Annotated in this window: 26 protein-coding genes; 6 read left to right on the forward strand and 20 right to left on the reverse strand. The window is 71.4% G+C overall.

The annotated features are described in order from the left end of the window. Window positions 1–186: 186 nt before the first annotated feature. Complete coding sequence (locus tag IM770_RS16110; protein WP_203582178.1) at window positions 187–2,118, forward strand: S9 family peptidase; 1,932 nt, start codon at window positions 187–189, stop codon at window positions 2,116–2,118. Between the two features lie 23 nt (window positions 2,119–2,141). Here IM770_RS16110 and hflX read toward each other — a convergent pair whose 3' ends face one another. Continuing rightward, window positions 2,142–3,659 (reverse strand): GTPase HflX, encoded by a 1,518-nt coding sequence (gene hflX, locus IM770_RS16115; protein ID WP_203582179.1) that lies wholly within the window; start codon window positions 3,657–3,659, stop codon window positions 2,142–2,144. Between the two features lie 159 nt (window positions 3,660–3,818). Here hflX and IM770_RS16120 point away from each other — a divergent pair, with 159 nt between their 5' ends. Beyond that, window positions 3,819–4,466 (forward strand): class I SAM-dependent methyltransferase, encoded by a 648-nt coding sequence (locus tag IM770_RS16120; protein WP_203582180.1) that lies wholly within the window; start codon window positions 3,819–3,821, stop codon window positions 4,464–4,466. A 47-nt stretch (window positions 4,467–4,513) separates the two neighbouring features. On the opposite strand, the gene dapF is transcribed toward IM770_RS16120, so the two are convergent. The 17 genes from dapF to IM770_RS16205 form a co-directional block, all read right to left on the reverse strand. Then, on the reverse strand, window positions 4,514–5,401 hold the full coding sequence (dapF, locus tag IM770_RS16125) for a diaminopimelate epimerase (protein ID WP_203582181.1): 888 nt from the start codon (window positions 5,399–5,401) through the stop codon (window positions 4,514–4,516). A gap of 41 nt (window positions 5,402–5,442) precedes the next feature. Further along, the gene (locus tag IM770_RS16130; protein WP_203582182.1) at window positions 5,443–5,865 is read right to left on the reverse strand and encodes a GNAT family acetyltransferase; all 423 of its coding nucleotides are present in this window, start codon (window positions 5,863–5,865) and stop codon (window positions 5,443–5,445) included. Beyond that, window positions 5,862–6,827 (reverse strand): tRNA (adenosine(37)-N6)-dimethylallyltransferase MiaA, encoded by a 966-nt coding sequence (gene miaA / locus IM770_RS16135; protein ID WP_307785485.1) that lies wholly within the window; start codon window positions 6,825–6,827, stop codon window positions 5,862–5,864. Before miaA ends, IM770_RS16130 begins: the two co-directional genes overlap by 4 nt. Further along, a complete protein-coding gene (gene miaB, locus IM770_RS16140; protein WP_203582183.1) occupies window positions 6,820–8,376 on the reverse strand; it encodes a tRNA (N6-isopentenyl adenosine(37)-C2)-methylthiotransferase MiaB in 1,557 nt (518 codons plus the stop codon). Before miaB ends, miaA begins: the two co-directional genes overlap by 8 nt. A 185-nt stretch (window positions 8,377–8,561) precedes the next feature. After that, window positions 8,562–9,053: a regulatory protein RecX gene (locus IM770_RS18225; protein WP_307785486.1), complete on the reverse strand. Its 492-nt coding sequence runs from the start codon at window positions 9,051–9,053 to the stop codon at window positions 8,562–8,564. Between the two features lie 479 nt (window positions 9,054–9,532). Then, window positions 9,533–10,588, reverse strand: a complete 1,056-nt coding sequence (gene recA, locus IM770_RS16150) for a recombinase RecA (RefSeq protein WP_203582185.1) — start codon at window positions 10,586–10,588, stop codon at window positions 9,533–9,535. Window positions 10,589–10,904: 316 nt separating this feature from the next. Next, window positions 10,905–11,129 (reverse strand): DUF3046 domain-containing protein, encoded by a 225-nt coding sequence (locus tag IM770_RS16155; protein WP_203582186.1) that lies wholly within the window; start codon window positions 11,127–11,129, stop codon window positions 10,905–10,907. Between the two features lie 41 nt (window positions 11,130–11,170). Then, entirely contained in the window at window positions 11,171–11,479 is a 309-nt protein-coding gene (locus IM770_RS16160) for a helix-turn-helix domain-containing protein (RefSeq protein WP_109211855.1), read from the reverse strand. A 165-nt stretch (window positions 11,480–11,644) separates the two neighbouring features. Then, the gene (locus IM770_RS16165; protein WP_203582187.1) at window positions 11,645–12,106 is read right to left on the reverse strand and encodes a CinA family protein; all 462 of its coding nucleotides are present in this window, start codon (window positions 12,104–12,106) and stop codon (window positions 11,645–11,647) included. After that, window positions 12,103–12,675: a CDP-diacylglycerol--glycerol-3-phosphate 3-phosphatidyltransferase gene (gene pgsA / locus IM770_RS16170; RefSeq protein WP_203582188.1), complete on the reverse strand. Its 573-nt coding sequence runs from the start codon at window positions 12,673–12,675 to the stop codon at window positions 12,103–12,105. Before pgsA ends, IM770_RS16165 begins: the two co-directional genes overlap by 4 nt. Window positions 12,676–12,735: 60 nt before the next feature. Next, window positions 12,736–15,483: an FtsK/SpoIIIE family DNA translocase gene (locus IM770_RS16175; protein WP_203582189.1), complete on the reverse strand. Its 2,748-nt coding sequence runs from the start codon at window positions 15,481–15,483 to the stop codon at window positions 12,736–12,738. A 94-nt stretch (window positions 15,484–15,577) separates the two neighbouring features. Next, complete coding sequence (locus IM770_RS16180; RefSeq protein WP_239066352.1) at window positions 15,578–16,012, reverse strand: GNAT family N-acetyltransferase; 435 nt, start codon at window positions 16,010–16,012, stop codon at window positions 15,578–15,580. Between the two features lie 230 nt (window positions 16,013–16,242). Continuing rightward, window positions 16,243–17,919 carry a ribonuclease J gene (locus tag IM770_RS16185; protein WP_203582191.1) on the reverse strand — a complete coding sequence of 559 codons (1,677 nt, stop codon included), beginning with the start codon at window positions 17,917–17,919 and terminating at the stop codon, window positions 16,243–16,245. 73 nt (window positions 17,920–17,992) lie between these two features. Beyond that, window positions 17,993–18,970 (reverse strand): 4-hydroxy-tetrahydrodipicolinate synthase, encoded by a 978-nt coding sequence (gene dapA / locus IM770_RS16190; RefSeq protein ID WP_203582192.1) that lies wholly within the window; start codon window positions 18,968–18,970, stop codon window positions 17,993–17,995. A 114-nt stretch (window positions 18,971–19,084) separates the two neighbouring features. Further along, complete coding sequence (locus IM770_RS16195) at window positions 19,085–19,849, reverse strand: SDR family NAD(P)-dependent oxidoreductase (RefSeq protein WP_203582193.1); 765 nt, start codon at window positions 19,847–19,849, stop codon at window positions 19,085–19,087. A 36-nt stretch (window positions 19,850–19,885) separates the two neighbouring features. Continuing rightward, window positions 19,886–20,401: a dihydrofolate reductase gene (locus IM770_RS16200; RefSeq protein ID WP_203582194.1), complete on the reverse strand. Its 516-nt coding sequence runs from the start codon at window positions 20,399–20,401 to the stop codon at window positions 19,886–19,888. Continuing rightward, the gene (locus IM770_RS16205) at window positions 20,398–21,207 is read right to left on the reverse strand and encodes a thymidylate synthase (protein WP_203582195.1); all 810 of its coding nucleotides are present in this window, start codon (window positions 21,205–21,207) and stop codon (window positions 20,398–20,400) included. Before IM770_RS16205 ends, IM770_RS16200 begins: the two co-directional genes overlap by 4 nt. Before the next feature lie 138 nt (window positions 21,208–21,345). Between IM770_RS16205 and IM770_RS16210 the strand changes: the two genes are divergently transcribed. From IM770_RS16210 to IM770_RS16225, 4 genes are all read left to right on the forward strand, one after another. Beyond that, window positions 21,346–21,783 carry a TlpA family protein disulfide reductase gene (locus IM770_RS16210; RefSeq protein ID WP_203582196.1) on the forward strand — a complete coding sequence of 146 codons (438 nt, stop codon included), beginning with the start codon at window positions 21,346–21,348 and terminating at the stop codon, window positions 21,781–21,783. Beyond that, window positions 21,776–22,384 (forward strand): DUF4395 domain-containing protein, encoded by a 609-nt coding sequence (locus IM770_RS16215; RefSeq protein WP_203582197.1) that lies wholly within the window; start codon window positions 21,776–21,778, stop codon window positions 22,382–22,384. The genes IM770_RS16210 and IM770_RS16215 overlap by 8 nt, the downstream gene beginning before the upstream one ends. A gap of 104 nt (window positions 22,385–22,488) precedes the next feature. Further along, entirely contained in the window at window positions 22,489–22,914 is a 426-nt protein-coding gene (locus IM770_RS16220; RefSeq protein WP_203582198.1) for an OsmC family protein, read from the forward strand. After that, window positions 22,907–23,836 carry a TIGR01777 family oxidoreductase gene (locus IM770_RS16225; protein ID WP_203582199.1) on the forward strand — a complete coding sequence of 310 codons (930 nt, stop codon included), beginning with the start codon at window positions 22,907–22,909 and terminating at the stop codon, window positions 23,834–23,836. Before IM770_RS16220 ends, IM770_RS16225 begins: the two co-directional genes overlap by 8 nt. 1 nt (window position 23,837) lies before the next feature. Here IM770_RS16225 and IM770_RS16230 read toward each other — a convergent pair whose 3' ends face one another. Beyond that, a complete protein-coding gene (locus IM770_RS16230) occupies window positions 23,838–24,287 on the reverse strand; it encodes a tetratricopeptide repeat protein (RefSeq protein WP_203582200.1) in 450 nt (149 codons plus the stop codon). Then, window positions 24,284–25,099 carry a 4-hydroxy-tetrahydrodipicolinate reductase gene (gene dapB, locus IM770_RS16235; protein WP_203582201.1) on the reverse strand — a complete coding sequence of 272 codons (816 nt, stop codon included), beginning with the start codon at window positions 25,097–25,099 and terminating at the stop codon, window positions 24,284–24,286. The genes IM770_RS16230 and dapB overlap by 4 nt, the downstream gene beginning before the upstream one ends. Window positions 25,100–25,176: the final 77 nt, after the last annotated feature.

Here is a 25,176-nt window from a genome sequence, read left to right on the forward strand (position 1 = left end):
GGGGTGTCATCGCGGGCGGGTGCCGGGCTCGGCTGTCGCTCCTGCCCGGTGCCCCGAGGTTCGGGGCGTCCGTGAGGACGACCGGGCGACGATGGGTCCACGGTAGCGGAGGGAGTCATCGCCGTGCGACCTGTGACGTTCTGTTTCGTCCGCGCCGGCTCCGCACTTCGTCGTAGCGTGGTGTGCGTGACGACACCCGACGTGCTCCCCTACGGCAGCTGGCGCTCCCCGATCTCGGCCGCGGAGGTCTCCGCTGCGTCGCCCCGCCTCGAAGGCGCGCGCTTCGTCGGACCGGCTTCCGAGGTCTGGTGGGGCGAGTCCGTCGCCGAGGAGGCCGGGCGTTCGGCGGTGCGCCGGCGTGCGGCATCCGGAACGGTCGTCGACGTGCTCCGCGCACCCTGGAGCGCGCGCTCGCGCGTGCACGAGTACGGCGGCGGATCGTGGACGGCCGACGAGGAGGGCACCCTGTACTTCGTCGAGAAGTCCGACCAGCGGGTCTGGCGGCAGGACCGCGACGGCGAGCCCCGCCCGCTCACCCGCGACGCCGGCGACGTCCGCTACGGCGGCTTGACCCTCCAGCACGGACGGCTGCTGGCGGTGCGCGAGGACCACACGCGCGGCCGCACGCCGGTGCGCGACATCGTCGAGATCCCCCTCGACGGCTCGGGCGCCGACAGAGCGACGCGACTGCCGTCGCTCGCCGGCGGCAGCGACTTCGTCGCCCATCCGGCGCTGTCGCCGAGCGGTCACCGTCTCGCGTGGGTCGCATGGGATCACCCGCACATGGCGTGGGACCGCGCCGAGCTGCGGGTCGCGCGGCTCGACGGCGAGGACGGTCCCGAGTGGACGACCGTGGCCGGCGGCGGCTCGTCTCCGCTGCAGCCGGTCTGGACGGACGACGACGAACTGATCTACGCCGACGATCCGACCGGGCGGTGGAACCTGTGGCGGCTGCGGCTCACTGCCGACCTGCGCCATGAGCCGCTCGCCGAGGCGGACGCCGACACCGGCGGGCCGCTCTGGGTGCTGGGCACGCGCTGGTTCGCGCTCCTGGACGACGGCCGGGTCGCGGCCGTGCGCACCGACGGCTCCGAGAAGCTCGTCGTGCTCGACGGCGGCGACGAGCGCCAGGTCGCCGTCGACGCCGTCACCCGCCTGTCGATCGAAGACGTCCGTGGATCCCGCCTGCTGCTGTCGGGCGCCGGCTCCGGCGGTGCCGGCCTCTGGGAGGTCGACGTCGACGACGAGTCCGCGACCGGGTTGATCGTGGGCGGCACCTCGCCGTGGGGAGACGAATGGATGCCGCGGTCACGAGCGGTGACCTTCGCCGGGCTGCACGGACCCGTGCACGCATTCGACTATCCGCCGGCCAATCCCCGCGCCGTGGGACCCGAGACGGAGCGTCCACCCTACGTCGTGTTCGTGCACGGTGGTCCGACCGATCACGTCGGGGGCGCGGCATCCGGCAAGATCGCGTATCTCACCAGCCGCGGCATCGGCGTGCTCGACGTGAACTACGGCGGGTCGAGCGGGTACGGACGCGCCTACCGCGAACGCCTGCGCGGGCAGTGGGGCGTGGTGGACGTCGACGACGTCGTGGCAGCGGCGCGCGGCCACGCCGATTCCGGCGCGGCCGACCCCGAGCGGCTCGCGATCGCGGGCGGCTCGGCCGGTGGCTGGACGGTGCTCTGCGCCCTCACGAACTCCGACGCCTTCGGCGCCGGCATCAGCCGGTACGGCGTGGCCGACCTGCGGCGCCTCGCCGAAGACACGCACGACTTCGAAGCGCGCTACCTCGACGGCATGGTCGGACCGCTCCCCGAGGCGGAGGCGCTGTACATCGAGCGGTCGCCGCTGTCGCACCTCGACCGCCTGCGCACGCCGCTGCTCATCGAGCAGGGGCTCGACGACACCGTCGTGCCTCCGTCGCAGTCAGAGGCCGTGCGCGACGCACTGGCGCAGAACGGCGTTCCGCACGCGTATCTCGCGTTCGAGGGCGAGGGCCACGGCTTCCGGGGCGCCGACACGCTCGTTCGGACGATGGAGGCCGAGCTGGCGTTCCTCGGCCAGGTCTTCGGGTTCGAGACGCCCGGCGTGCCGCCCCTCGAGCTCGACTGACTCGAGGGACGGCGCAGCGGGTCTCAGACCGCGAACGGCGCGAGCCGGGCGGCGAGGTGCTCGCCGACGCGGGCGTGCACCGCGGTGCCGCCCTCCTCGTGCTTCTGCGAGAGGATCATGCCCTGCTCGTGGATGGCCGACACCAGGTCGCCGCGGTCGTACGGCACCAGAGCGTGCACTTCGACCGCCGGAAGCGGCAGCGCCGCCTCGATCGCGGCGCGCAGCTCTTCGACGCCCTCGCCGGTGCGCGAGGACGCGAAGATCGCCTTCGGCTCGAGGCCGCGCAGCACCAGCCGCGTGTCGTCGTCCACGAGGTCGGCCTTGTTGAAGACCACCAGCTCAGGGATGTCGCGCGCCCCCACGTCGCCGATCACGTCGCGCACCGTCGCCAGCTGGGCGGCCGGGTCGGGGTGCGAGCCGTCCACGACATGCAGGATGACGTCGGCCTCGCCGACCTCCTCGAGCGTCGAGCGGAACGCCTCGACGAGCTGGTGCGGCAGGTTGCGCACGAAGCCGACCGTGTCGGTCAGCGTGAAAACGCGGCCGTCGGTCGTCTCGGTGCGGCGGACGGTCGCGTCCAGGGTCGCGAACAGCGCGTTCTCGACGAGCACGCCAGCGCTCGTGAGGCGGTTGAGGAGGGACGACTTGCCGGCGTTGGTGTAGCCCGCGATCGCGACCGACGGGATCGTGTTGCGCTTGCGCTCGGCGCGCTTGGCGTCACGTGCGGGTGCGAAGTCGCGGATCTGCCGGCGCAGCTGCGCCATCCGGGTGCGGATGCGCCGTCGGTCGAGCTCGATCTTCGTCTCACCGGGACCGCGGGAGCCCATGCCGGCACCGCCGGCGCCGACCTGACCACCGGCCTGACGGCTCATGGAATCACCCCAGCCGCGCAGGCGCGGGAGGAGGTACTCGAGCTGCGCGAGCTCGACCTGGGCCTTGCCCTCGCGGCTCTTGGCGTGCTGGCTGAAGATGTCGAGGATCACGGTGGTGCGATCGATGACCTTGACCTTGACCACGTCCTCGAGGGCACGACGCTGGCTCGGCGCGAGCTCGGTGTCGGCGATCACGGTGTCGGCGCCGACCGCGGCGACGATGTCGCGCAGCTCCTCGGCCTTGCCGCGACCCACGTAGGTCGCAGGGTCCGGGTGCGGACGCCGCTGCAGCACGCCGTCGAGCACCACGGCACCGGCGGTCTCGGCCAGCGCCGAGAGCTCGCGCAGCGAGTTCTCGGCGTCCTCCGTCTCGCCCTGCGTATGCACGCCGACCAGCACCACGTTCTCGAGACGCAGCTGCCGGTACTCGACCTCGGTGACGTCCTCGAGCTCGGTGGAGAGCCCGGGCACACGCCGCAGCGCGGCGCGCTCCTCACGGTCCCACTGCTCGCCGTCGGTGTCTGCGAGCCCGATGGTGGCCTCGTCCTGGAGCGCCTGAGCGGCTCCGAAGACGTGCACCCCCGAGCGCGCTTCGGCGCGCGCCAGCACGCGATCCACCGGGTCGACCGGCGTCTCGTCGGTGCTCTGGGGGGTTGTCGTATCCGTCATGTGTTCCTTCGTTTGATGGGTGGATGCCGTTTTCCGGTGTTCATCGGCCGGTTCGAGGCATCCGTGAATTCTAGTCTCGCTCACCGCGGCCGCGCCCTGAACCCCTTGACCGTCGCGGCGCTCCCGCTCTGGCGGGCTCCTCCGCTAGGCTCGTCAGCCATGGGGAGCGATCACTACTTCAGTGCTGCGCCCGCCAGTCCGGAGAACCTGCGCCGCATCCGCGTCAGGCTGGCCGGACGCGACCTGGAGGTCACCACGGCCGGAGGGGTCTTCAGCCCCGACCACGTGGACTCCGGCACCGCGGTGCTGCTGGCGAACACGCCGCCTCCGCCGGCCGGAGGACACTTCCTCGACCTCGGCTGCGGGTGGGGTCCGATCGCACTGAGCCTCGCGCTCGACTCGCCCCACGCGACGGTATGGGCCGTCGACGTGAACGAGCGGGCGCTCGACCTCGTTCGCCGCAACGCGGCAGACCTGGGGCTCGACAATGTCAACGCCGTCGCCCCCGACGATGTTCCCGGGGACGTGATGTTCCGCACGATCCGGTCGAACCCGCCGATCCGTGTCGGCAAGAACGAGCTGCACGGGCTGCTGGACCGCTGGATCCCGCGACTGGACGAGCGGGCGGATGCCTGGCTCGTGGTGCAGCGGAACCTCGGGTCGGACTCGCTGCAGCGGTGGCTCGCCGCGACGCTCGACCGCCGCTTCAGCGTCCACCGGGCGGCGACGGCCCGCGGCTTCCGCGTTCTGAAGGTGCGCCGGCACGGCTCGCCGCCGAGCGAGCCCATCGACCTGCCTGAGCTCTGACGCCGGCGCCGGACCCGGCGGCGGGACGCGGCGGCGACGACGGTGCGTCAGGCGAGCGTGACCTCGCCGGTGTAGACCAGGGTCGCAGGCCCCGAGAGCAGCACGTGCCGCTCCCCGTCGACCTCCGGCATCCGCACGCCGAGCGTGCCGCCGGGAACGTCCACGACCCAGTGGTCCGGGGCCGCAGGCCCGGCCCAATGGCGCACCGCGAGCGCGGCCGCGGCCACGCCGGTGCCGCAGCTCAGCGTCTCGCCGACGCCGCGCTCGAAGACCCGCATGCGGATGGAGCCGACGCCCTCGCGGACGAGCGGATCGCTGGGGACCACGAACTCGATGTTCGCGCCGTTCGGCGGCTCGGGCTGCAGCAGCGGCTGGGCCGCGAGGTCGAGGCCTTCGAGCTCGGTCTCGTCGGGCAGCGCGACGACGACGTGCGGGTTGCCGACGTCGATGCCGACGCCGGGACGGGGCGCTCCCCCGCCGCGGGTGCGCACGAGCACCTCGGACTCGTCGACGGAGAACGGGCCGAGGTCGACCTCGTAGCCCTTCTCACCGAGGGTGCCGTCGCTGCGGGTGACGGTCTTGACGCCGGCGCGGGTGCCGATCGCGAGCGGGGCGCCGTCGACGTCCGCCCAGCCGACGTCGACGAGGTACCGGACGAACACCCGGACGCCGTTGCCGCACATCTCGGCCTTCGAGCCGTCGGCGTTGCGGTAGTCCATGAACCACTCGGCGCCCGACGCCGCGGCCTGCGCGCCCTCGGCGGTCGCCGTCGCACGCACCACCCGGAGGATCCCGTCGCCGCCGATGCCGAAGCGCCGGTCGCACAGCACGGCGACCTGGTCGTCGGTGAGATCGAGCGCGCCGTCGGGGTCGGGGACGATCACGAAGTCGTTGCCGGTGCCGTGGCCCTTGGTGAACGCGATCGTCTGCGGCATCGTCCCAGTCTAGAGTCGCGGCGCGGGGCGTCCGGCCGCGGTCAGTCGGCGATCAGCCGCTTGCCGGTGTTCCAGGTCTCGAACGGCTCGTACCCCAGCGAGTCGTAGAACCCGCGGGCGACCCCGTTCTCGGGCCGCACCATCAGCTGCACCTTCGGGCATCCCATCGCGAGCAGGCGATCCTCCGCCTCAGCCACCAGCTTGCGGCCGATCCCCTCGCCGCGCCGATCGGGTGCGCTCGCCAGGTAGTACAGCCAGCCGCGGTGACCGTCGTAGCCGGCCATGACGGAGCCGACGATCGTGCGCCCGTCGGCCGCCACGAGGAACAGCTCCGGCTGCACCGAGAGCTTGCGGCGGATGTCCTGGTACGGGTTGTTCCAGGGACGGGTGAGCCCCGCGGTCTGCCAGAGCGACACCACGGACTCGGTGTCGGCGAGGTCGAAGGGCCGGACGACGATAGTCATGCGCTCGAGTCTGCCAGGGTGGCGGCATCCGTTCCCGACTCGACCCATCGCACGCCGTCATACCGCTTGAACCACGACACCTGGCGGCGCGCGTACCGTCGCGTCAGCGCCTGGGTCTCGGCGATCGCCTCGGCCTCGGTCATCTCGCCCGTCAGCTGCGCGAGCGCCTGCGCGTACCCGATGGCCCGGCGGGCCGTGACGCCGCGCTCCAGGCCGCGCTCGCGAAGCGCCCGCACCTCGTCGACGATCCCCTCGCGCCACATCGCCTCGACCCGCGCGTCGAGGCGGGCCACCAGCTCGTCGCGCGGCACCGTCACGCCGATGAGCCGCGTGCTCCCGTGCCAGAGGACCGGTTCGTCGGGAAGGGCGGCACCGTGCGTGCGCTCACCGAGCTCGAGCACCTCGAGCGCGCGCACCACACGACGGCCGTTGCGCGGATCGATCTTCGCCGCCGTCTTCGGGTCGCGCTCGCGAAGCCGGGCGTAGAGCGCGCCCGGTCCGTGCTGCTCGAGCTCGGCCTCGAGCCTCGCGCGGAGCTGCTCGTCCCGCGGAGGGAAGCGGAAGTCGAACAGCACGCTCGAGACGTACAGCCCCGATCCGCCCACGAGGACAGCGTCGGCGCCGCGCGCGTGGATGTCTGCGATCGCCTGGCGTGCGGCGCCCTGATACCAGGCCACGGCCGCGTCGTCGGTGACGTCGAGCACGTCGAAGAGATGATGACGGATGCCGCGTCGCTCGGCCTCCGGAACCTTCGCCGTGCCGATGTCCATGCCTCGATACAGCTGCATGGCGTCGGCGTTGACGATCTCGGCGGGGCGTCCGGACGCGGCCAGCGCTTCGGCGAGGTCGAGCGACAGCGCCGTCTTGCCGGTGCCGGTCGCCCCCACGACCGCCCAGAGGCGGGGCGGCCAAACCGCGGAGCCGGCTGCGGGCGCGAGGGGGTCCACCGCTCGGTCAGTCACCGATGCGCAGCGTCGGCAGTCCCAGCGACACCGCGCGCGGGGCGCCGGCGGCCGCACCGTCTGGCGCGGCCGGGATGCCGCAGGACTCCGCCTGCGACCGATCCCACGCGTCGCCGGAGCGGGTGCGCCGGATGCGCAGCGGAGCGCCGTCGGTCGAGTCCGCGAGGAGGTGGAACGGCGCGGCGTGGGTCACCACGACCGACACGACGTCACCGGGGCGCGGGGTGGCGGAGCCCGCCGGCACCTCGAAGTGCACGAGCCGGTTGTCTTCTGCCCGGCCCGTGAGGCGGTGGGTCTCGGCGTCCTTCTTGCCCTCGCCGGTCGAGACGAGCACCTGCAGCTCGCGGCCGAGCTGCTTCTGGTTCTCCTCCAGCGAGATCCGCTCCTGGAGGGCGACCAGGCGTTCGTAGCGCTCCTGCACGATCTCCTTCGGGACCTGGTCGGGCATGGTCGCCGCCGGGGTGCCCTCGCGGATCGAGTACTGGAACGTGAACGCGCTCGCGAATCGCGCCTGCTCGACGACGCGCATCGTGTCTTCGAAGTCCTCGTCGGTCTCGCCCGGAAAGCCGACGATGATGTCGGTCGAGATCGCCGCGTTCGGGATCTTGGCGCGGACGCGGTCGAGGATGCCGAGGAACCGCTCGCTGCGGTACGACCGACGCATCGCCTTGAGGATGCGGTCGCTGCCGGACTGCAGCGGCATGTGGAGCTGCGGCATGACGGCGGGCGTCTCGGCCATCGCGTCGATGACGTCGTCAGTGAACGCGGCCGGGTGCGGGCTCGTGAAGCGGATGCGCTCGAGCCCGTCGATCTCGCCCGCGGCGCGCAGCAGCTTGCCGAACGCCTGGCGGTCGCCGAACTCGACGCCGTACGAGTTGACGTTCTGGCCGAGGAGGGTGACCTCCATTGCGCCGTCGTCGACGAGCAGACGGATCTCGTTGAGGATGTCGCCGGGACGGCGGTCCTTCTCCTTGCCGCGGAGGCTCGGCACGATGCAGAACGTGCACGTGTTGTTGCAGCCGACCGAGATGGACACCCAGCCGCTGTACACGCTGTCGCGCTTGGTGGGGAGCGTCGACGGGAAGATCTCGAGCGACTCGAGGATCTCGAGCTCGGCCTCACCGTTGTGACGCGCGCGCTCGAGGAGGCTCGGCAGCGAGCCCATGTTGTGCGTGCCGAACACCACATCGACCCAGGGCGCCTTCTGCTGCACCGCGTCCTTGTCCATCTGGGCGAGGCAGCCGCCGACGGCGATCTGCATGCCCTCGTGCTTGTCCTTGCGCGACTTCAGATGACCGAGCGTGCCGTAGAGCTTGCCGGCGGCGTTGTCGCGTACGGCGCAGGTGTTGATGACCACGACGTCGGCCTCTTCGCCCGCGTCGGCGCGGACGTAGCCGGCGCTCTCGAGCGAGCCGGAGAGCCGCTCGGAGTCGTGCACGTTCATCTGACAGCCGAATGTGCGCACCTCGTAGGTGCGGACGCGGCCGTCGACATCATGCGCCGCCGGTGACGGCGCGATGAGAGTCGGGGATGCGGAAGGCGAAGACATGATCCCGCCATTCTACGAGCCGCGCGCGTGCGCGGATCCTGAGGGCCGCGGCGGGCGTCGCCGGGACGGCGGCTCAGCGATCCGCGCCGAATCGGCCCGTGTCCCGGGATCGCCCCGCAGCCGGGCCGGCTCGTCACACCGGACCCGGCCGACCGGCGCCCCGGGATCGCCCGCTGCCGGGCAGGCTACTCGAACCGGACCCGGCTGGAGGGACGCGTGGCCTCATCAAGCGCCTGCCGTGCAGCGCTGAGCGCGGCCGAGCCTCCGTAGCCGCGCCGCGCGAGCTGCCCCGCGAGCCGGCGGAGCGCGACATCGCGTTCGAGCCCGCGCATCGACCCGGCCTTGGACCGGGCGAACTCGAGCGCCCGCTCCGCGTCGTCATCGGGCAGTTCGGCGAGGGCGGCGTCGGCGACGTCGCGCGGCACTCCGCGCTTGGCGAGACTCTGCGAGATGGCCTGTCGTCCTTGACCCTTGCGGTCGATGCCGGCGTGCACGATCTGTTCGGCCAGCCGGGCGTCGTCGAGATAGCCGCGCGCCAGGAAGGCGTCGAGGATCGCGTCGACGGCCTCGCCCTGGAGCTCGTGCTGGGCGAGATACGAGGTGGCTTCGGCGACCGACACCTGTCGGGCGCGCAGCTTCTTCAGCAGGCCTCGCTCCGCCGCGTCGCGGGAGCCCACGTCGTCCGCGGCACTTCCTCCGCTTCCGCGCGAGCCGGCGCCCTCTGGCCTGCGTCCTCGGCTCCCGCGAGAGCGCGCCCTGGCGCCGCGCTCGGCATCGAGGTCGATCGGGCGGGAGGCCTCGTCGGGCTCGCGCTTCCCCGCGGAGCGTTCGTCTGTGCCGCTTCGTGCGCGCGCGTCGCCGCCCGCGCCGGCCTCGCCGGCCTGTGGGTCGTCGTCGGCGCCGGGGTCGTCATCCCACGCGCTTCGCCACTGCGCCGCTGCCGGAGCGGGCGGTCGCGCGGTGCCCGCGGGATGCCTCGACCGGTCAGCGTTTCGAGCGGGCGCGCGATCCTCGAGCTCCCGGCGGACGTCGGCCGCGGTCTTCGGGAATGCCCTGGCGCCGCGCTCCCCGAAGATCGAGGTCACGGGGGCGAGTCCGTCGCTGTCTGCGTCGTCGGACTCGTCCCCGTTGCCCCCGCTGTCGACGAAGCGGACCATCAGGCCGGGCGGCGCGCCGCCAGCTCGTCTTCGACAGAGCCCTCGGCCGCACCGCGCGGAACGCCGATGCCCAGCTTCGTCTTGATCTTCGTCTCGATCTCGGCTGCGACATCCGCGTTCTTGATGAGGAAGTTGCGGGCGTTCTCCTTGCCCTGCCCGAGCTGCTCGCCCTCGTACGTGTACCACGCGCCGGACTTCTTGACGATGGCGTGCTCGACGCCGAAGTCGATGAGGCTGCCCTCGCGCGAGATGCCCACGCCGTACAGGATGTCGAACTCGGCCTGCTTGAACGGCGGCGCCATCTTGTTCTTGACGACCTTGACGCGCGTGCGGTTTCCGACCGCCTCCGCGCCGTCCTTGAGCGTCTCGATACGACGGATGTCGAGACGCACCGACGCGTAGAACTTGAGCGCCTTGCCGCCGGCGGTGGTCTCGGGCGAGCCGAAGAACACGCCGATCTTCTCGCGCAGCTGGTTGATGAAGATCATCGTGGTGTTGGTCTGGTTGAGACCACCGGTGAGCTTGCGCAGCGCCTGCGACATGAGGCGCGCCTGCAGACCGACGTGGGAGTCGCCCATCTCGCCTTCGATCTCCGCCTTGGGCACGAGGGCCGCGACGGAGTCGATCACGATGAGGTCGATCGCACCCGAACGGACGAGCATGTCGGCGATCTCGAGCGCCTGCTCACCGGTGTCGGGCTGCGAGACGAGCAGCGCGTCGATGTCGACGCCCAGCTTCTGCGCATAGTCGGGGTCGAGCGCGTGCTCCGCGTCGATGAACGCGGCGATGCCGCCGGCGCGCTGCGCATTGGCGATCGCGTGAAGGGTCAGCGTCGTCTTACCCGACGACTCCGGACCGTAGATCTCGATGATGCGGCCACGCGGGAGTCCCCCGATGCCGAGTGCGACGTCGAGGGCGATCGAGCCGGTGGGCACGACCTCGACGGGAGCGCGCTCGTCGCTGCCGAGGCGCATCACCGAGCCCTTTCCGAACTGCCGGTCGATCTGGGCGAGGGCCGATTCCAGGGCCTTCTCGCGGTCAACGGGTGAGGGCATGGCGTGCTCCTTCGTGCTCGCGTTCCGTCGCCTGTAGGCTGTCGCGCTCCGGCCCGGTGGGACGGATGCTGCGACAAGGCGTGAGGTGTCGTTCGACGCTGTTCACGTTAGGGAGGGGCTCCGACATCGGCCTTCGCTCCTCCCTCGAACGTGGAAAACACGTCCTCGACACCTGCTGTGCAGGAGCCTACGCCTGTCTCGAACGAAGATTCGATACGACACGCCGCGCAGCGGCGCCGACCGGTCCGCGACCAACCGAGGAACGAGCGCAACGAGGCGCGATGAGACACACCGCGCAGCCGGCGGTCAAGAGACGTCAGCGGCGCCGCGGTTCGAGCCGGCCCACGCCGTAACGACGTTCGGGCGGGACGTCGAGCTCCTCGCACAGCGCGAGCCAGACCTCGCGCGGATCCACCCCCGCCGAGATCGCGTCGGCCGCGGTGCGACCGCCCACCTTCGAGAGGAACAGGTCGGTCACGACGGCGTTCGCGCGTGCGCCGAACTCGTCCGCGACGGCGCGGTTGAACTCACTGCGACGCATAGGACAGCGGATTCCAGAGCTGAGTGAAGCGGCTCAGGGGCTCAGCGCAGCGACAGCTCGGCGTCGACCGAGGCGACCAGGTCGTCGGGGACGACATCGGGGAACGTCTGCAGGCCCTCGAGCACGGAGATGCGATCGCCGACCTCTCGCATGATGGTCGAGATGGGGACGTCGAGCGCCTCGGCCACCGAGGCGAGGATCTCGCTGGAGGCCTCCTTCTGGCCGCGCTCCACCTCGCTCAGATAGCCCAGCGCGACGCTGGCGCGGCTGGCGACCTGCCGGAGGGTCCGCCCCTTCTGCTGGCGGAAATCACGAAGCACTTCGCCGATCTCTTGACGTACCAGGATCATCGGGGCCCCTCCTCACTTCTGATTCCACCGTCTTCCGGGTGCCCAACAGTACAGCACCGGATGATGCCAATCTAATCCCGCGAACTGGGCAATGGGTGGGAATCACCGAATGTAACCGAGACGAAACACCGTCTGTTCCCGTCGGCGCGTCGGCTGACGGATGCCTCACATCAGCGTGAGCGCGAGCTCCAGCACGCGGTCCACGGTGGCCGTCCGGATCTCGTCGCGTGTGCCGGAGAGCGCCAGGGCGGAGACGACGGCGGTCTCGGGCGTGGCGACCGCGATGTACACGGTGCCCACCGGATTGCCATCCTGCGGGTCCGGACCGGCGACGCCGGTGGTCGCCAGGCCGACGTCGGCTCGGAGGACGCGCCGCACCCCCTGGGCCATCTGCTCGGCGACCGTGGGATCGACGGCGCCGCGGGCGGCCAGCAGGTCGGCCTCGACCCCCAGCGCGATCGTCTTGAGCTCGGTCGCGTACGCCACGATCCCGCCCCGCACGCGCGCGGAAGCCCCGGGGACGTCGACGAGCGCCGCCGTGACGCGCCCGCCCGTGAGCGACTCGGCGGCCGCGACCGACCAGCCGCGGACGTCCAGCGCGCGCAGCAGCGCGGCGGCGCCGGTCACGCGTCCCGCCTCTTGGCGCGAGCAGCGCGCAGCTCGGTGACGATGTAGTCGATGCCGCTCAGGATGGTCAGGATGACCGCGATCGTCATCAGCACGCCGTTGACCCAGAAGATCCAGTCGCCGACGAGCGTCCACAGCGGCAGCAGCGCGATGGAGAGCGCCACGCCCTGCGCGAGCGTCTTCAGCTTGCCCATCCAGGCGGCGGCGAGCACATGGTCGCTCACGACCATGAAGCGGTACACGGTGATCCCGATCTCGCGGATGAGCACCACGATGGTGACCCACCACGGCAGCTCGCCGAGGATCGACAGGCCGATGAAGGCGAAGCCGGTGAGCACCTTGTCGGCGATCGGGTCGAGGAGCTTGCCGAGATCCGTGACGATGTGGTGCTTGCGCGCGAGGTACCCGTCGATCCCGTCGGTGCCGATCGCCACGATGAAGAGTACGGCCGCCCACCACCGCAGCGGGCCGTCCGCTCCCCCGTCGGCCAGGAGCATCCACAGGAAGATCGGGGCGCACAGGATGCGCACGATCGTGATCGTGTTGGGCAGCTGCCGCGGGATCGCCATGGCCCCGAGCCTATCGGCGCGCACTCGGCCACCGGTGCCGCTCGATCACCGCGCCGGAGCTCAATCCCGGCCGGTGAGCCCCCAGGCGTCTTCCGAGCCCTCGTCGCCGTCGACGACGGGATAGCCGTCGTACTGCGACGCCACGGCATCCGTCCCGTACCGGTCGTCACCGGCCGCGGCGGCGGGTGCGGGCGCAGGCGCAGGTGCCGCGTCGGGCACCTCGTCGCCGCGCAGACGCGCCAGCACGCCCGGTAGCTGCTCGACCGTCACCAGCACGTCGCGCGCCTTCGAGCCCTCGGACGGACCGACGATCTCGCGCGACTCGAGCAGGTCCATGAGGCGGCCCGCCTTCGCGAAGCCGACGCGCAGCTTGCGCTGGAGCATCGACGTCGATCCGAACTGGCTCGAGACGACGAGCTCGGCAGCCGCCAGCAGCAGCTCGAGGTCGTCTCCGATGTCGGCGTCGATCTCCTTCTTCTCGGCGACCGCCGCGACGTCGGCGCGGTACTCGGGCCGTGCCTGGTGCGTGACGTGCTTGACGACCGCCTCGATCTCGCTCTCGCTGACCCACGCGCCCTGCACGCGCAGCGCCTTGGACGCGCCCATCGGCAGGAAGAGCCCGTCTCCCTGGCCGATCAGGCGGTCGGCGCCCGGCTGGTCGAGGATGACGCGCGAGTCGGTCACGCTCGTCACCGCGAACGCGAGACGCGACGGCACGTTGGCCTTGATCAGACCCGTGACGACGTCGACCGACGGACGCTGGGTCGCGAGCACCAGGTGGATGCCGCTCGCTCGCGCAAGCTGCGTGATGCGCACGATCGAATCCTCGACGTCGCGAGGGGCGACCATCATGAGGTCGGCGAGCTCGTCGACCACGACCAGCAGGTACGGGTACGGCTTGAGCACGCGCTCGCTTCCCGGCGGCAGCGTGATCTCGCCCGCGACGACGGCCTTGTTGAAGTCGTCGATGTGGCGGAAGCCGAAGGACGCGAGGTCGTCGTACCTCATGTCCATCTCCTTCACGACCCACTGCAGCGCCTCGGCGGCCTTCTTCGGGTTCGTGATGATGGGCGTGATGAGGTGGGGCACGCCCGCGTACGACGTCAGCTCCACGCGCTTCGGATCGATGAGCACCATCCGCACGTCGGCGGGCTTGGCGCGCATCAGCAGGCTCGTGATCATGGAGTTCACGAAGCTCGACTTGCCCGAGCCGGTCGAGCCGGCGACCAGCAGGTGGGGCATCTTGGCGAGGTTCGCGACGACGTACCCGCCGCCGACGTCCTTGCCGACGCCGATCGTCATCGGGTGCGTCTGGTTCGTCGCGGTGGTCGAGCGCAGCACATCGCCGAGCGTCACGATCTCGCGGTCGGTGTTGGGGATCTCGACGCCGATGGCGCTCTTGCCGGGGATCGGGGCGAGGATCCGCACCTCGTTCGAGGCCACCGCGTAGGCGATGTTGTTCGTGAGCGCGGTGATGCGCTCCACCTTGACGCCGGGGCCGAGCTCGATCTCGTACTGCGTCACTGTCGGGCCGCGCGAGAAGCCGGTGACGCGCGCATCCACGTTGAACTGCTCGAGCACGCTCGTGATGGCGCGGACGGTGTCGTCGTTCGCCTGCGAACGCGCGACATGGGGCGTCCCCGCGGCCAGCGCGTTGACCGAGGGCAGGCGGTACGGCGCCGACGGCGAGTCGACCGCCGCCATCGAGCCGATGCCGTCGAGACCGGGGAGGGTGCCGTCGTCCTCGACGACCTCGGCGTCGTCGCGCAGCGACGTGCGCGACGAGGTCGCGGCCTTCGCCGCCGACAGAACGGACGGGTCGATGACCTCGGTGAGGGCGTCCGTCTGCACGGGCGGCGGGGTGACCGGCTGCGCGATCGCCTGCTCGAAGCCTCCCTGCGACGAGCCCGCCGGCAGCAGCTCGGTGAGGTCCTGCGAGCCGAGACCGCCCTCGGGGTCCTTCTCGCGACCCGTCTTGTTGCGGCGCCAGAACGGCAGCGACGAATCGCCCTCGTCTTCGTCGGAGTCGGCGGCCGCGGCATCCGTCGCCGGCTTGTCCTCCCGCGGCTCGGCGCCGAACATCCAGGCGTACAGCTCGCCCAGCCGGCGCCCGATGCGGTTCGGGGGCGTCTTCGTGATGATCAGGATGCTGAGCACCGCCAGCAGCGACAGCACGATGTAGGCGCCCACGTCGGTGAGGAGCATCGCGAGCGGCTCGCCGAGCATCCAGCCGAAGAGACCGCCGGCAGCGCTGAGCGCGGGCAGCAGTTCACTCGGCTGGGGGCGCCCGCCGGCGACGTGGCAGAAGCCCGCGATCGTCAGGACGAGCAGGCCGAAACCGATGCCGACGCGGCCGTTGTCGTGGACGGAGGACGGATGCCGGAACATCCAGCCCGCAAGCAGCAGCAGGAGCACCGGCATGACGAACGCCTCGCGGCCGATGAGCGCGCCGACCGTGTAGGCGCTGATGGTCTTCGCAACCTCGTTGCCGATGAAGAACCACTCGTTGACGGCGCCGGCGATCGCCAGCAGCACGAGCAGGAACGGGAAGCCGTCGCGGCGCTGCTCTTTCTCGAGGGACTCGGGCCCGAAGGCGCGGAAGAGCCCTCCGGTGGCATGCGCGAGGCCCATCCACGCTCGCACGATGACGGGCGGGCGATCGGGCTGGTCGACATAGCGCTTCGGCGCCGGCGCGGGCTTCGTGGCCGCAGGCTTGCGCGCCGTCGACGACGACGCGTTTCCGCGCGCATTCGTCGACGCGCTCGAAGACGCGCGCGACCCCTTGGTCGGGCTTGAGCTCCTGGCCATCCCTCCACGGTACGGGCGGCGCCCGACATTTCGCGGAACCACGCCGCCCGGACGACACCCCGGCGGAGTCGGGGACCGCCGGACGACGGATGACTCAGCGCAGGCGCTTGACCATCGTGTCGCGGCCCGATCCGCTCTGGGTGACCGCGAAGCCCTCGCTGCGGTACAGCGTGGTCGCGAAGTTGCCCCGCTCCACGCTCAGGCTGATGCGTGCGAACCCCTGGGCGGCTGCGTGCTCGCACAGCCGCTGCAGGAGCGCGCGCCCCACGCCGTGGGCGCGCCAGATCGGCCGGACCCCGATGATGAGCTCGGGGACGCCGGTGCCGACGTAGCCGAAGCCGGGCTCGCTGCGGGGCAGCATGCGATACCACGCGGCGCCGACCGGCTCGCCGTTGAGGTCCTCCGCCACGAAGCCCGCGTCGCCGGGGCGCAGCCACCCGGCGACATAGCGGCGATGGTCGTCGCCGGCGATCACCTCATGGCGCGGCCGCGCCCCGCCCTGCCGCCAGTTGGCGGCCTCGACGACCATGTCGCCGAGGAACGCGCCGTCGGCCGACGTCGCGGGGCGGATGCGGTAGGAGGAGGCCACGAAGCCGATGGTACGGCGCCGCGTGTTACGCGCGGGCTACGCTTCGATTCCGCCGGATGGTGATCTCGCTACGCTTCGATACTCCGCCGGATGGTGATCTCGCTACGCTTCGATGCTCCGCCGGATGGTGATCTCGCTACGCTTCGATGCTCCGCCGGATGGTGATCTCGCTACGCTTCGATCACGAGTGGGACGATCATGGGCCGGCGGCGCAGCGACTGGTTGACCCAGCGGCCGATCGTGCGGCGCACGACCTGCGACAGCGCGTGCTGGTCGCGGACGCCCGACTTCGCCGCCTCAGCGAGGGCCGCGGCGATCTTCGGCTTGACGTCCTCGAACACGGCGTCGTCCTCCGCGAAGCCGCGCGCGTGCACCTCGGGGCCCGAGATGACCTTGCCCGTCGAGGCGTCGACGACGACGATCACCGAGATGAAGCCCTCCTCGCCGAGGATCCGGCGGTCCTTGAGGTCGGCATCCGTGATCTCACCCACCGTCGAGCCGTCCACGTAGACGAACCCGAGATCCAGCTGTCCGACCACGCTCGCGTCGCCGTCCTTGAGGTCGATCACCGTGCCGTTCTCGGCGAGGATGGTGCGCTCGGGGTCGATGCCGGTGTCCTGCGCGAGCCGCGCATTCGCCATGAGGTGGCGGTACTCGCCGTGAACCGGGAGGACGTTCTTCGGCTTGAGGATGTTGTAGCAGTAGAGCAGCTCCCCCGCTGCCGCGTGCCCCGAGACGTGCACCTTGGCGTTGCCCTTGTGCACGACGTTGGCGCCGAGCTTGGTGAGCCCGTCGATCACGCGGTACACGGCGTTCTCGTTGCCGGGGATGAGGCTCGATGCGAGGATCACGGTGTCGCCCGGGCCGGGCTCGATCGCGTGGTCGAGGTTCGCCATGCGGCTGAGGACCGCCATCGGCTCGCCCTGCGAGCCGGTCGACATGTAGACGATCTGGTCCTCGGGCAGGTCGCGGGCCTTCTTGTAGTCGATGAGGACGCCCTCGGGCACGTGGAGGTAGCCGAGCTCTTCCGCGATCGTCATGTTGCGCAGCATGCTGCGTCCGAGGAGCGCGACTCGGCGGCCGTGGGCGGCGGCGGCATCCAGCACCTGCTGCACACGGTGGACGTGGCTCGAGAAGCTCGCGACGATCACTCGGCGAGGAGCCTTGCCGATCACCTGATCGAGCACCGGGCCGATCGAGCGCTCGAGCGGCGTGAAGCCCGGCACGTCGGCGTTCGTCGAGTCGACGAGGAAGAGGTCGACACCCTCCTCCCCCAGCCGCGAGAACGCCCGCAGATCGGTCAGCCGGCCGTCCAGCGGGAGCTGGTCCATCTTGAAGTCGCCGGTCGCGAGCACCATGCCCGCCGGCGTGCGGATGGCCACGGCGAGCGCGTCGGGGATGGAGTGGTTGACCGCGACGAACTCGAGCTCGAAGGGTCCCAGGTTCTCGCGCTGCCCCTCGGCCACCGTCAGGCTGTAGGGCCTGATGCGGTGCTCCTTGAGCTTCGCCTCGGTGAGTGCGAGCGTCAGCCCCGACCCGATGATCGGGATGTCGCTCTTGAGCTTCAGCAGGTACGGCACCGCGCCGATGTGGTCCTCGTGGCCGTGCGTGAGCACGACGCCGACGATGTCGTCGAGCCGCGTCTTGAGAGGCTCGAAGTCGGGGAGGATCAGGTCGACCCCTGGCTGGTGCTCCTCGGGGAAGAGCACGCCGCAGTCGACGACGAGGAGCTTTCCGCCGTATTCGAAGACCGTCATGTTGCGGCCGACCTCGCCGAGGCCGCCGAGCGGGACGATCCGGAGGGTTCCCGCGCTGAGCTCGGGCGGGTCGTAAGGGGTGGTGGGCATTGCGAAGCCTCCTCCGGGCGCCGCAGCGCCCGTCATCTGCGTGCCGCCGCCCCGCGGGACGACGGCACGATCGTCATCTCGTGGTGCCCGAGACCTTCGGCAGTGCGCCGCCCGCGGCGGCGTTGCGGTCGGGGCGGAAGTTCGAGAAGTCGACGCCGGGGACGTCCTTGACGAGCGCGAGCTCGTCCTCGATCTTCGCGGCCTCCCACTCCTCCGGTCCGACGAGCGGCAGGCGCACGCGCGGGCTGCCGATGCGGCCGAGTCCGTGGAGGATGTACTTCGCCGACACGGTGCCCGGCACGTGGGTCATGACGGCACGCACGAGCGGCTCGAGCTGCATGTGCGCGGCCGTCGCCGCCTTCAGGTCGCCGCGGTTGACGGCGTCGACGATCACCCGGTAGGGCTGCGCGGCGATGTTCGCGGTCACGCCGATGAGCCCGGTGGCCCCGATGGCGAGGTGCGGCAGCACGTTCGCGTCGTCGCCCGAGAAGTACATCAGGTCGGTCTGGTTGAGCACGCGGCTGACCTCGCTGAAGTCGCCCTTGGCGTCCTTGATCGCGAGGATGTTCGGGTGCTTGGCGAGCCGCAGGATCGTCTCGTAGCGGATGGGCACGCCGGTGCGGCCGGGGATGTCGTACAGGATCACCGGCAGATCGGTGGCGTCGGCGACGAGCCGGAAGTGCGTGAGGATGCCGGCCTGGGTGGGCTTGTTGTAATACGGCGTGACGATCATGATCGCGTCGGCGCCGACCTTCTCGCTGGCCTTGTAGAGCTCGATCGCGTGCGCGGTCTCGTTCGAGCCGCCGCCCGTGATGATGCTCGCCCGGCCGGCCGCGACATCCTTTCCGACCTCGACGAGGCGGATCTTCTCCGCGTCGGTGAGGGTCGACGTCTCACCCGTGGTGCCGGTCACGACGATGCCGTCGGCTCCCCCGGTGATGACGTCGTCGATGTGCTTCTCGACAGCGGGCCAGTCGACCTCGCCGTCGGCCGTCATCGGGGTGACGAGCGCGACGAGCACCTGTCCGAATGGATTGCCCGTATGCGTCATGAGTTCAGGTTATCGGCTCAGGCGCCCGCCACCCTCCCGGGTGCGATCGCGCACGACGAGGAGGGGACGGATGCCGCGGCCGTCGCGTGCCGCCGGCGGCTCAGCGGCGGGTGGCTATCGCCCGCGCTCACCGATCCGGGCGGCCAGCGCGGGCGGCGCGAAGCGCGCGAGCGTGACGAGCGCCTTGTACGTGAACGACGGGATCGAGACGGCGGCACCGCGCGCGACGTCGTGGAGCGACTCGGCGACGACGTCGCGGGCGTTCAGCCACATGCCGTCGGGCACGCCCTCCTGGCCCGGCGCGAGACCCAGCCGTTCGTGGAAGTTCGTGTGCGTGTAGCCCGGGCACACCGCCGTCACCGTGACACCGCGGGGCGCGTAGCGGCCGTTCGCCCACCGGCTGAAGCTGACGAGCCAGCCCTTGCACGCCCCGTACGTCGAGCGTGGGATGAACGCCGCAACGGAGGCCACGTTGACGATCCGCCCGTGCCCCCGCGCCAGCATCGCTCCGAGTGCCGCGTGCGTCAGCCGCATGGGCACCTCGACGTGCAGCTCCAGGTGGCGCACCTCGTCCTCGATGTCGTTGCGCTCGAACGCCAGCGGCAGGCCGAAGCCGGCGTTGTTGACGAGGATCTCGATCGGGTTCGCCTCATCGGCCACCCGCGCCTCGACCCGCTCCCGCTGCCGACGCTTGAGGAGGTCAGCTGCCAGCACCTCGACGTCGACCCCGTAGGTCGCCCGCAGGCGGGCGGCGAGCTCCTCGAGCGCCTGGCGGTCACGGGCCACCAGCACCAGGTGCGCGCCCTTGGCCGCGAGCTGCCGGGCGTACTCCGCCCCGAGTCCGGAGCTCGCCCCGGTGATGAGTGCCGTCTTCGCCATGCGCGCCAGCCTATTGCCGCGCCGGGTGGGGCCGCGTCACGGCGTGCGCGGCGGCCGCAGCCGGAGGAACCGGTAGCGGATGCCGGTGCGCGACGTGTGCCAGCCCTCCGCCGGGTCGACCTCGGCCGGGCTCCACTCCGAACGGTCGGGTGCCAGCGTGTCGCCGCCGACCGCGAGGTCGAGCTCGGTGACCTCGAGCAGATCCGCCCGCGCGATGGACTCCTCGAAGAGCTGCCCGCCGCCGATCACCCAGATGCGCTCGGGGTCGCCTTCACCGGCCAGGGCAAGACCCTCGTCGAGGGAGCCGACACGCTCGGCGCCGGCATCCGCCCAGTGCTCCTGCCGGGTGACGACGATGTTGCGCCGGCCGGGCAGCGGGCGGAAGCGAGCGGGGAACGACTCCCACGTGCGACGGCCCATGACGACCGGCGTGCCGAGGGTGACCGCCTTGAAATGGGCGAGGTCTTCGGGGACGTACCAGGGCATGCCCCCGTCGGCGCCGATCACGCGATCACGCGCTTCGGCCCAGACGAGTCCGATGGGAGCGGTCATACGGCGACCGCGCCGCGGATCGCGGGATGGTGCTGGTAATCCTCGAGCACGAAGTCCTCGTAGCGGTAGTCGAAGATCGACTCCGGCGTGTGCGCGATCCGCAGCGTCGGGTACGGATACGGGTCGCGCGTGAGCTGCTCGCGCACCTGCTCGAGGTGGTTGTCGTAGATGTGACAGTCGCCGCCGGTCCACACGAAGTCGCCCGGCTCGAGTCCCGCCTGCTGCGCCACCATCAGGGTCAGCAGCGCGTACGACGCGATGTTGAACGGGACGCCCAGGAAGAGGTCGGCGCTGCGCTGGTACAGCTGGCACGACAGCCGGCCGTCGGCGACGTAGAACTGGAACATCGCATGGCAGGGCGCGAGGGCCATGTCGGGGATGTCGGCGGGGTTCCAGGCCGACACGATCAGCCGACGGGAATCGGGGTTCGCGCGGATCTGGTCGAGAACGAGCGCGATCTGATCGATGTGCTCGCCCGACGGGGTCGGCCACGAGCGCCACTGGACGCCGTAGACGGGCCCCAGCTCGCCGGCAGCATCCGCCCACTCGTCCCAGATGGTGACGCCGTTCTCCTGCAGCCAGGCGACGTTCGACTCGCCGCGCAGGAACCACAGCAGCTCGTACGCGATCGACTTGAAGTGCACGCGCTTGGTCGTGATGAGCGGAAATCCCTGCGAGAGGTCGAACCTGATCTGGCGTCCGAAAGCGCTCGTCGTGCCGGTTCCGGTGCGGTCGTCCTTATGCGTGCCGTGCTCGAGCACGTCGCGCAGCAGGTCCTCGTAGGGGGTCGGGATCGACGTCGTCACGGCTGCCACGATACCCGCGCGGCAGTGCCCGGCGGCCGTGCCCGCGCCGAGCGATGCGACACGCGCTGTATGACGCCGTGCGTCTGATATCGGCGAATCCGGCCTCTATTCAGCTGAAAGGGGTTACCCTGATCTGCTGTGACTCTCGTCGGCGCACTGATCGCCCTCGCCGCCCTCCTCGCGGCGACGGTGGCACTCGGTGTCTTCCTCAACTGGAGACAGTCCCAGGCACGCCGCGACGTCACCCACGAGGTGATCGAGCCCCACCGCCTGGGCGCCGACGGACTGGGCGAGGTGGCGACGCTGCTCCAGTTCAGCACGGAGCTCTGCGCCCGCTGCCCCGGTGTGCACCGCACGCTCTCCGCGATCGCCGACGACCACCCGGGCGTGCGCCACCTCGACGTCGACCTCACGCACCGGCCCGACATCGCCAAGCACTTCCACGTGCTGCAGACGCCCACGACCCTCGTTCTCGACCGGCACGGCGTGGTGCAGACCCGCTTCGGCGGCGCGCCCGGCCGCGACGTGCTCGAACTCGAGCTCAACCGGCTGACGTCGGAAGACGCGAGTGTCTGACGCCACGGATGCCGCGACCCCGCGCGGCATCGATCCGCGCGGCCCGCGCTTCGCGGCGGGGATCACGGCGGCGCTGCTGCTGATCGTCGTGTTCTTGGGGCTCACGGGGCTGTCGACCGCGCAGTGGCCCGCCGGCTCCGGACTCATCGGCGTGGTCGACCCCGATACCGGCGAGGGCTACATCAGCGGCGTCCCCGGCGCGTTCCTCATCCCGCACACGACGGTGCTCCAGCGCTTTCTCGACCCCGCGTTCCTGCTGCTGCTGATCACCGCGCTTCTGTTCCTGTGGGGCGTGGTCTCGCCACGCACGGCGCCGTGGGGCGTGCTGTACCGCAAGGTCGTCGCGCCGCGTCTCGCGCCGCCGAAAGATCTCGAAGACCCGCGCCCGCCGCGCTTCGCGCAGGGCGTCGGGCTGTTCGTCGTGACGATCGGGCTGGTGCTGCACCTGGCCGGCGTGCCGTGGGCGCTCACCATCGCCGCCGCCGCGGCGTTCGTCGCCGCGTTCCTCAACGCCGTCTTCGGCCTGTGCCTCGGCTGCCAGCTCTATCTGCTGCTGCAGCGCATGGGCGTCATCGGACGCGTCCGCCCGACCGCGGCCTGACACGGCTCGCGTCGCGGCGCAACCGTCGCGGCGCGGCATCCGTCCCGATTAGGCTGACCGCGAGACGCCCCGAGACCGGGCGCGCCCTGAGCGAGGAGGCCTCCATGACCGTCACGAGCGAAGCGACCACCGTCTGGAAGGGCGGGCTGTTCGACGGGTCCGGCGAGACGACGTTCGTGTCGTCGGGGCTCGGCACCTTCCCGGTCAACTGGAAGGCGCGCAGCGAGGGCTCCACGTCGGTGACGACGCCCGAAGAGCTCATCGCCGCCGCCCACGCGTCGTGCTTCAGCATGGCGTTCTCGCTCGCGCTGGCCGAGAACGGCACTCCCCCGGAGTCGATCGACACCACCGCGTCGGTGACGTTCAAGCCCGGCACCGGCATCACCGGCAGCCACCTCAACGTCAACGCGGTCGTGCCCGGACTCGAGCCGGAGGACTTCGAGCGCCTCGCGCAGGAGGCGAAGGCCGGGTGCCCCGTGTCACAGGCGCTCGCGGGCGTCGAGATCACGCTCGAGGCGACGCTTGCCTGACAGACTCTCCCCCGGTGCCGACGGTCGCAGGATCGTCGTCGCCGGGGCGTCCGGCCTCATCGGCGGCGCGCTCGTCGACAGCCTCCGCGCCGACGGCGTCGAGGTGACGACGCTCGTCCGCCGCCCGGCCGAGGCGCCGCACGAGGTCGAATGGCTCACCCGCGACGAGCCGCTCGACCCCACCGTGCTCGAGGGCGCGCACGCCGTCGTGGGGCTCAACGGGGCGAGCATCGGCCGGTTCCCGTGGACGACGTCGTACAAGAGCACGCTGCTGTGGTCGCGGGTCACGCCGACCCGCGCCCTGGCCCGCGCCGTCCGGGCGCTCGGCACGGATGCCCCGCACTTCGTGTCGGCCTCCGCCGTGGGCTACTACGGCTCGGCGCCGCAAGCCCGGCTCTCGGAAGACGCCGCGCGCGGTGAGTCGTTCCTCGCCGACCTCTGCGGCGAGTGGGAGGCAGCCGCCTACGGGGCGGGGACGGATGCCGCGGTGAGCGTGCTGCGCACCGCGCCGGTGGTCCACGCCGACGGGGTGCTGAAGCCGCTCATGCTCCTCACGCGTCTGGGCCTCTCGGGGCCGATCGGCCGCGGAACCCAGGTGTGGCCCTGGATCTCGCTCGACGACGAGGTGCGCGCGATCCGCCACGTCATCGACGAACGCCTGACCGGCCCCGTGAACCTCGCCGGGCCGACGCGCGCCACCGCCAACGACCTCGGGTTCGCGCTCGCCGTGCGGATGAACCGGCCGTTCCTGCTGCGCGCGCCGGTATGGGGCATCCGGCTCGCGCTCGGGGCCGACGCGACCGAGGCGATCCTCACCTCCGACGCGCACGTGGTGCCCGACGCCCTGACCGTGTCGGGCTTCGGGTTCCGCCATCCGACCGTCGAGGATGCGGTCGCCGCAGCTGTCCCCGCGACCCGCTGAGTCAGGCGGGCCGGTCGGTCCTCTCGAGACGGATGGCCGTGCGCACCGCCTCGCGGGCGCGGCGCCGGTCTCCGGCCGCGTTGTAGGCGAGAGCGAGGCGGTACCAGACCCGCCAGTCGTCGGGATGGGCCTCCGCGTCGGCGCGGTACACCGGGAAGACCGCATCCCCGTCCGCGCGCATGACGCGTCCGCTGGGGCGCACCGCCACGTCGTCCTGGGGCACGCCGCCCTCGGCCTCCAGGCGTCGGCCGACCTGCTGCGCGCGGACGCCGAACCACAGTTCGCGGCCGAGCGCCCACGCGGCGATCAGGGGAAGCACGATCAGCGCCACGCCCATCGCGATGCCGACGCCGTCGCCGCTCAGGATCAGCAGCCACGCGCGCTGACCGACGAGCACGATGTACAGCGCGAGCAGCGCCGCCATGACGGCGACGCCGATGCGGGCGCTCATGCGCCCGTGGTGCGGGCGACCTGGCCGGGCACGCCGCCCTCTTCCACGGGTCGCGCGTCGGCGGCGGGGTGACGGCGGCCGATGCCGATGTCGATGAGGCTGTCGAGTCCGATCGTGACGCCTCGTGCGTCGCGCGCGGCGGCGAGAGCGAGACGGATGCCGGGGGCATAGGCCGCGGCGGGCTCGACGGTGTCGTGGACGATCGTGAGGGACTCCCCCGCGCCCGAGAGGATGGTCTCCTGGCGGGCGATGACGCCGGGACGGCGGAGCGAGTGGACGGGCACGCTCGCGACCTGCTGCCCTCGAGCCCGCTGGTCGACATGCGGGGATTCGACCGGGCCGACGGCGGCGCGCGCGGCGGCGATGAGCTCGGCGGTGCGCACGGCCGTGCCGCTCGGCGAGTCGATCTTCGTCTCGCGGTGGGCCTCGACGATCTCGACCGAGGGGAAGAACGGGGCCGCCGCGGCGGCGAGGGCCGAGCCCAGCACCGACCCGATCGAGAAGTTGGGGATGAACACGGCCCCCGTGCCCGCCGCCTCGACGAGCGGCCGCACCAGCGCGATCCGCTCGGCCGACCACCCGGAGGTGCCGACGAGCACGTTGATGCCGCGCTCGATCGCCGCGCGGACGACGTCGATCGACACGGCCGGGGTCGACGCGTCGACCACCAGGTCGGCGCCCTGGAGCTCCGACAGCTCCGACCGCGACGACAGCACGCCGGCGAGTTCGAATCCGGGCTCCGCCTCGACCACGTCGCGGATGATCCCGCCGAGCTTTCCGGTACCGCCGACGATGGCCACGCGTGTCGTCATGGCTTCCATCCTAGGCGGGGCGGCAGAGGCCGGGCCGGGCTGGACGGGTTGGGCCGGACGGCCGAGCAAAGGGGCGG

This window comes from Microbacterium hibisci (assembly GCF_015278255.1).
GTDB lineage: Bacteria > Actinomycetota > Actinomycetes > Actinomycetales > Microbacteriaceae > Microbacterium > Microbacterium hibisci.

Bases quoted from the DNA above. Each gene is read 5' to 3' on its own strand.
- IM770_RS16175 (WP_203582189.1), bottom strand. From the start codon at position 15,483: ATGGCCAGGAGCTCAAGCCCGACCAAGGGGTCGCGCGCGTCTTCGAGC.
- dapB (WP_203582201.1), bottom strand. From the start codon at position 25,099: ATGACGACACGCGTGGCCATCGTCGGCGGTACCGGAAAGCTCGGCGGG.
- IM770_RS16155 (WP_203582186.1), bottom strand. From the start codon at position 11,129: ATGCGTCGCAGTGAGTTCAACCGCGCCGTCGCGGACGAGTTCGGCGCA.
- recA (WP_203582185.1), bottom strand. From the start codon at position 10,588: ATGCCCTCACCCGTTGACCGCGAGAAGGCCCTGGAATCGGCCCTCGCC.
- dapF (WP_203582181.1), bottom strand. From the start codon at position 5,401: ATGCCGCAGACGATCGCGTTCACCAAGGGCCACGGCACCGGCAACGAC.
- IM770_RS16200 (WP_203582194.1), bottom strand. From the start codon at position 20,401: ATGACCGCTCCCATCGGACTCGTCTGGGCCGAAGCGCGTGATCGCGTG.
- IM770_RS16120 (WP_203582180.1), top strand. From the start codon at position 3,819: ATGGGGAGCGATCACTACTTCAGTGCTGCGCCCGCCAGTCCGGAGAAC.
- IM770_RS16230 (WP_203582200.1), bottom strand. From the start codon at position 24,287: ATGAGCGCCCGCATCGGCGTCGCCGTCATGGCGGCGCTGCTCGCGCTG.
- miaB (WP_203582183.1), bottom strand. From the start codon at position 8,376: ATGTCTTCGCCTTCCGCATCCCCGACTCTCATCGCGCCGTCACCGGCG.
- IM770_RS16195 (WP_203582193.1), bottom strand. From the start codon at position 19,849: ATGGCGAAGACGGCACTCATCACCGGGGCGAGCTCCGGACTCGGGGCG.
- hflX (WP_203582179.1), bottom strand. From the start codon at position 3,659: ATGACGGATACGACAACCCCCCAGAGCACCGACGAGACGCCGGTCGAC.
- pgsA (WP_203582188.1), bottom strand. From the start codon at position 12,675: ATGGCGATCCCGCGGCAGCTGCCCAACACGATCACGATCGTGCGCATC.
- IM770_RS16180 (WP_239066352.1), bottom strand. From the start codon at position 16,012: ATGGTCGTCGAGGCCGCCAACTGGCGGCAGGGCGGGGCGCGGCCGCGC.
- IM770_RS16130 (WP_203582182.1), bottom strand. From the start codon at position 5,865: ATGACTATCGTCGTCCGGCCCTTCGACCTCGCCGACACCGAGTCCGTG.
- IM770_RS16160 (WP_109211855.1), bottom strand. From the start codon at position 11,479: ATGATCCTGGTACGTCAAGAGATCGGCGAAGTGCTTCGTGATTTCCGC.
- dapA (WP_203582192.1), bottom strand. From the start codon at position 18,970: ATGACGCATACGGGCAATCCATTCGGACAGGTGCTCGTCGCGCTCGTC.
- IM770_RS16185 (WP_203582191.1), bottom strand. From the start codon at position 17,919: ATGCCCACCACCCCTTACGACCCGCCCGAGCTCAGCGCGGGAACCCTC.
- IM770_RS16220 (WP_203582198.1), top strand. From the start codon at position 22,489: ATGACCGTCACGAGCGAAGCGACCACCGTCTGGAAGGGCGGGCTGTTC.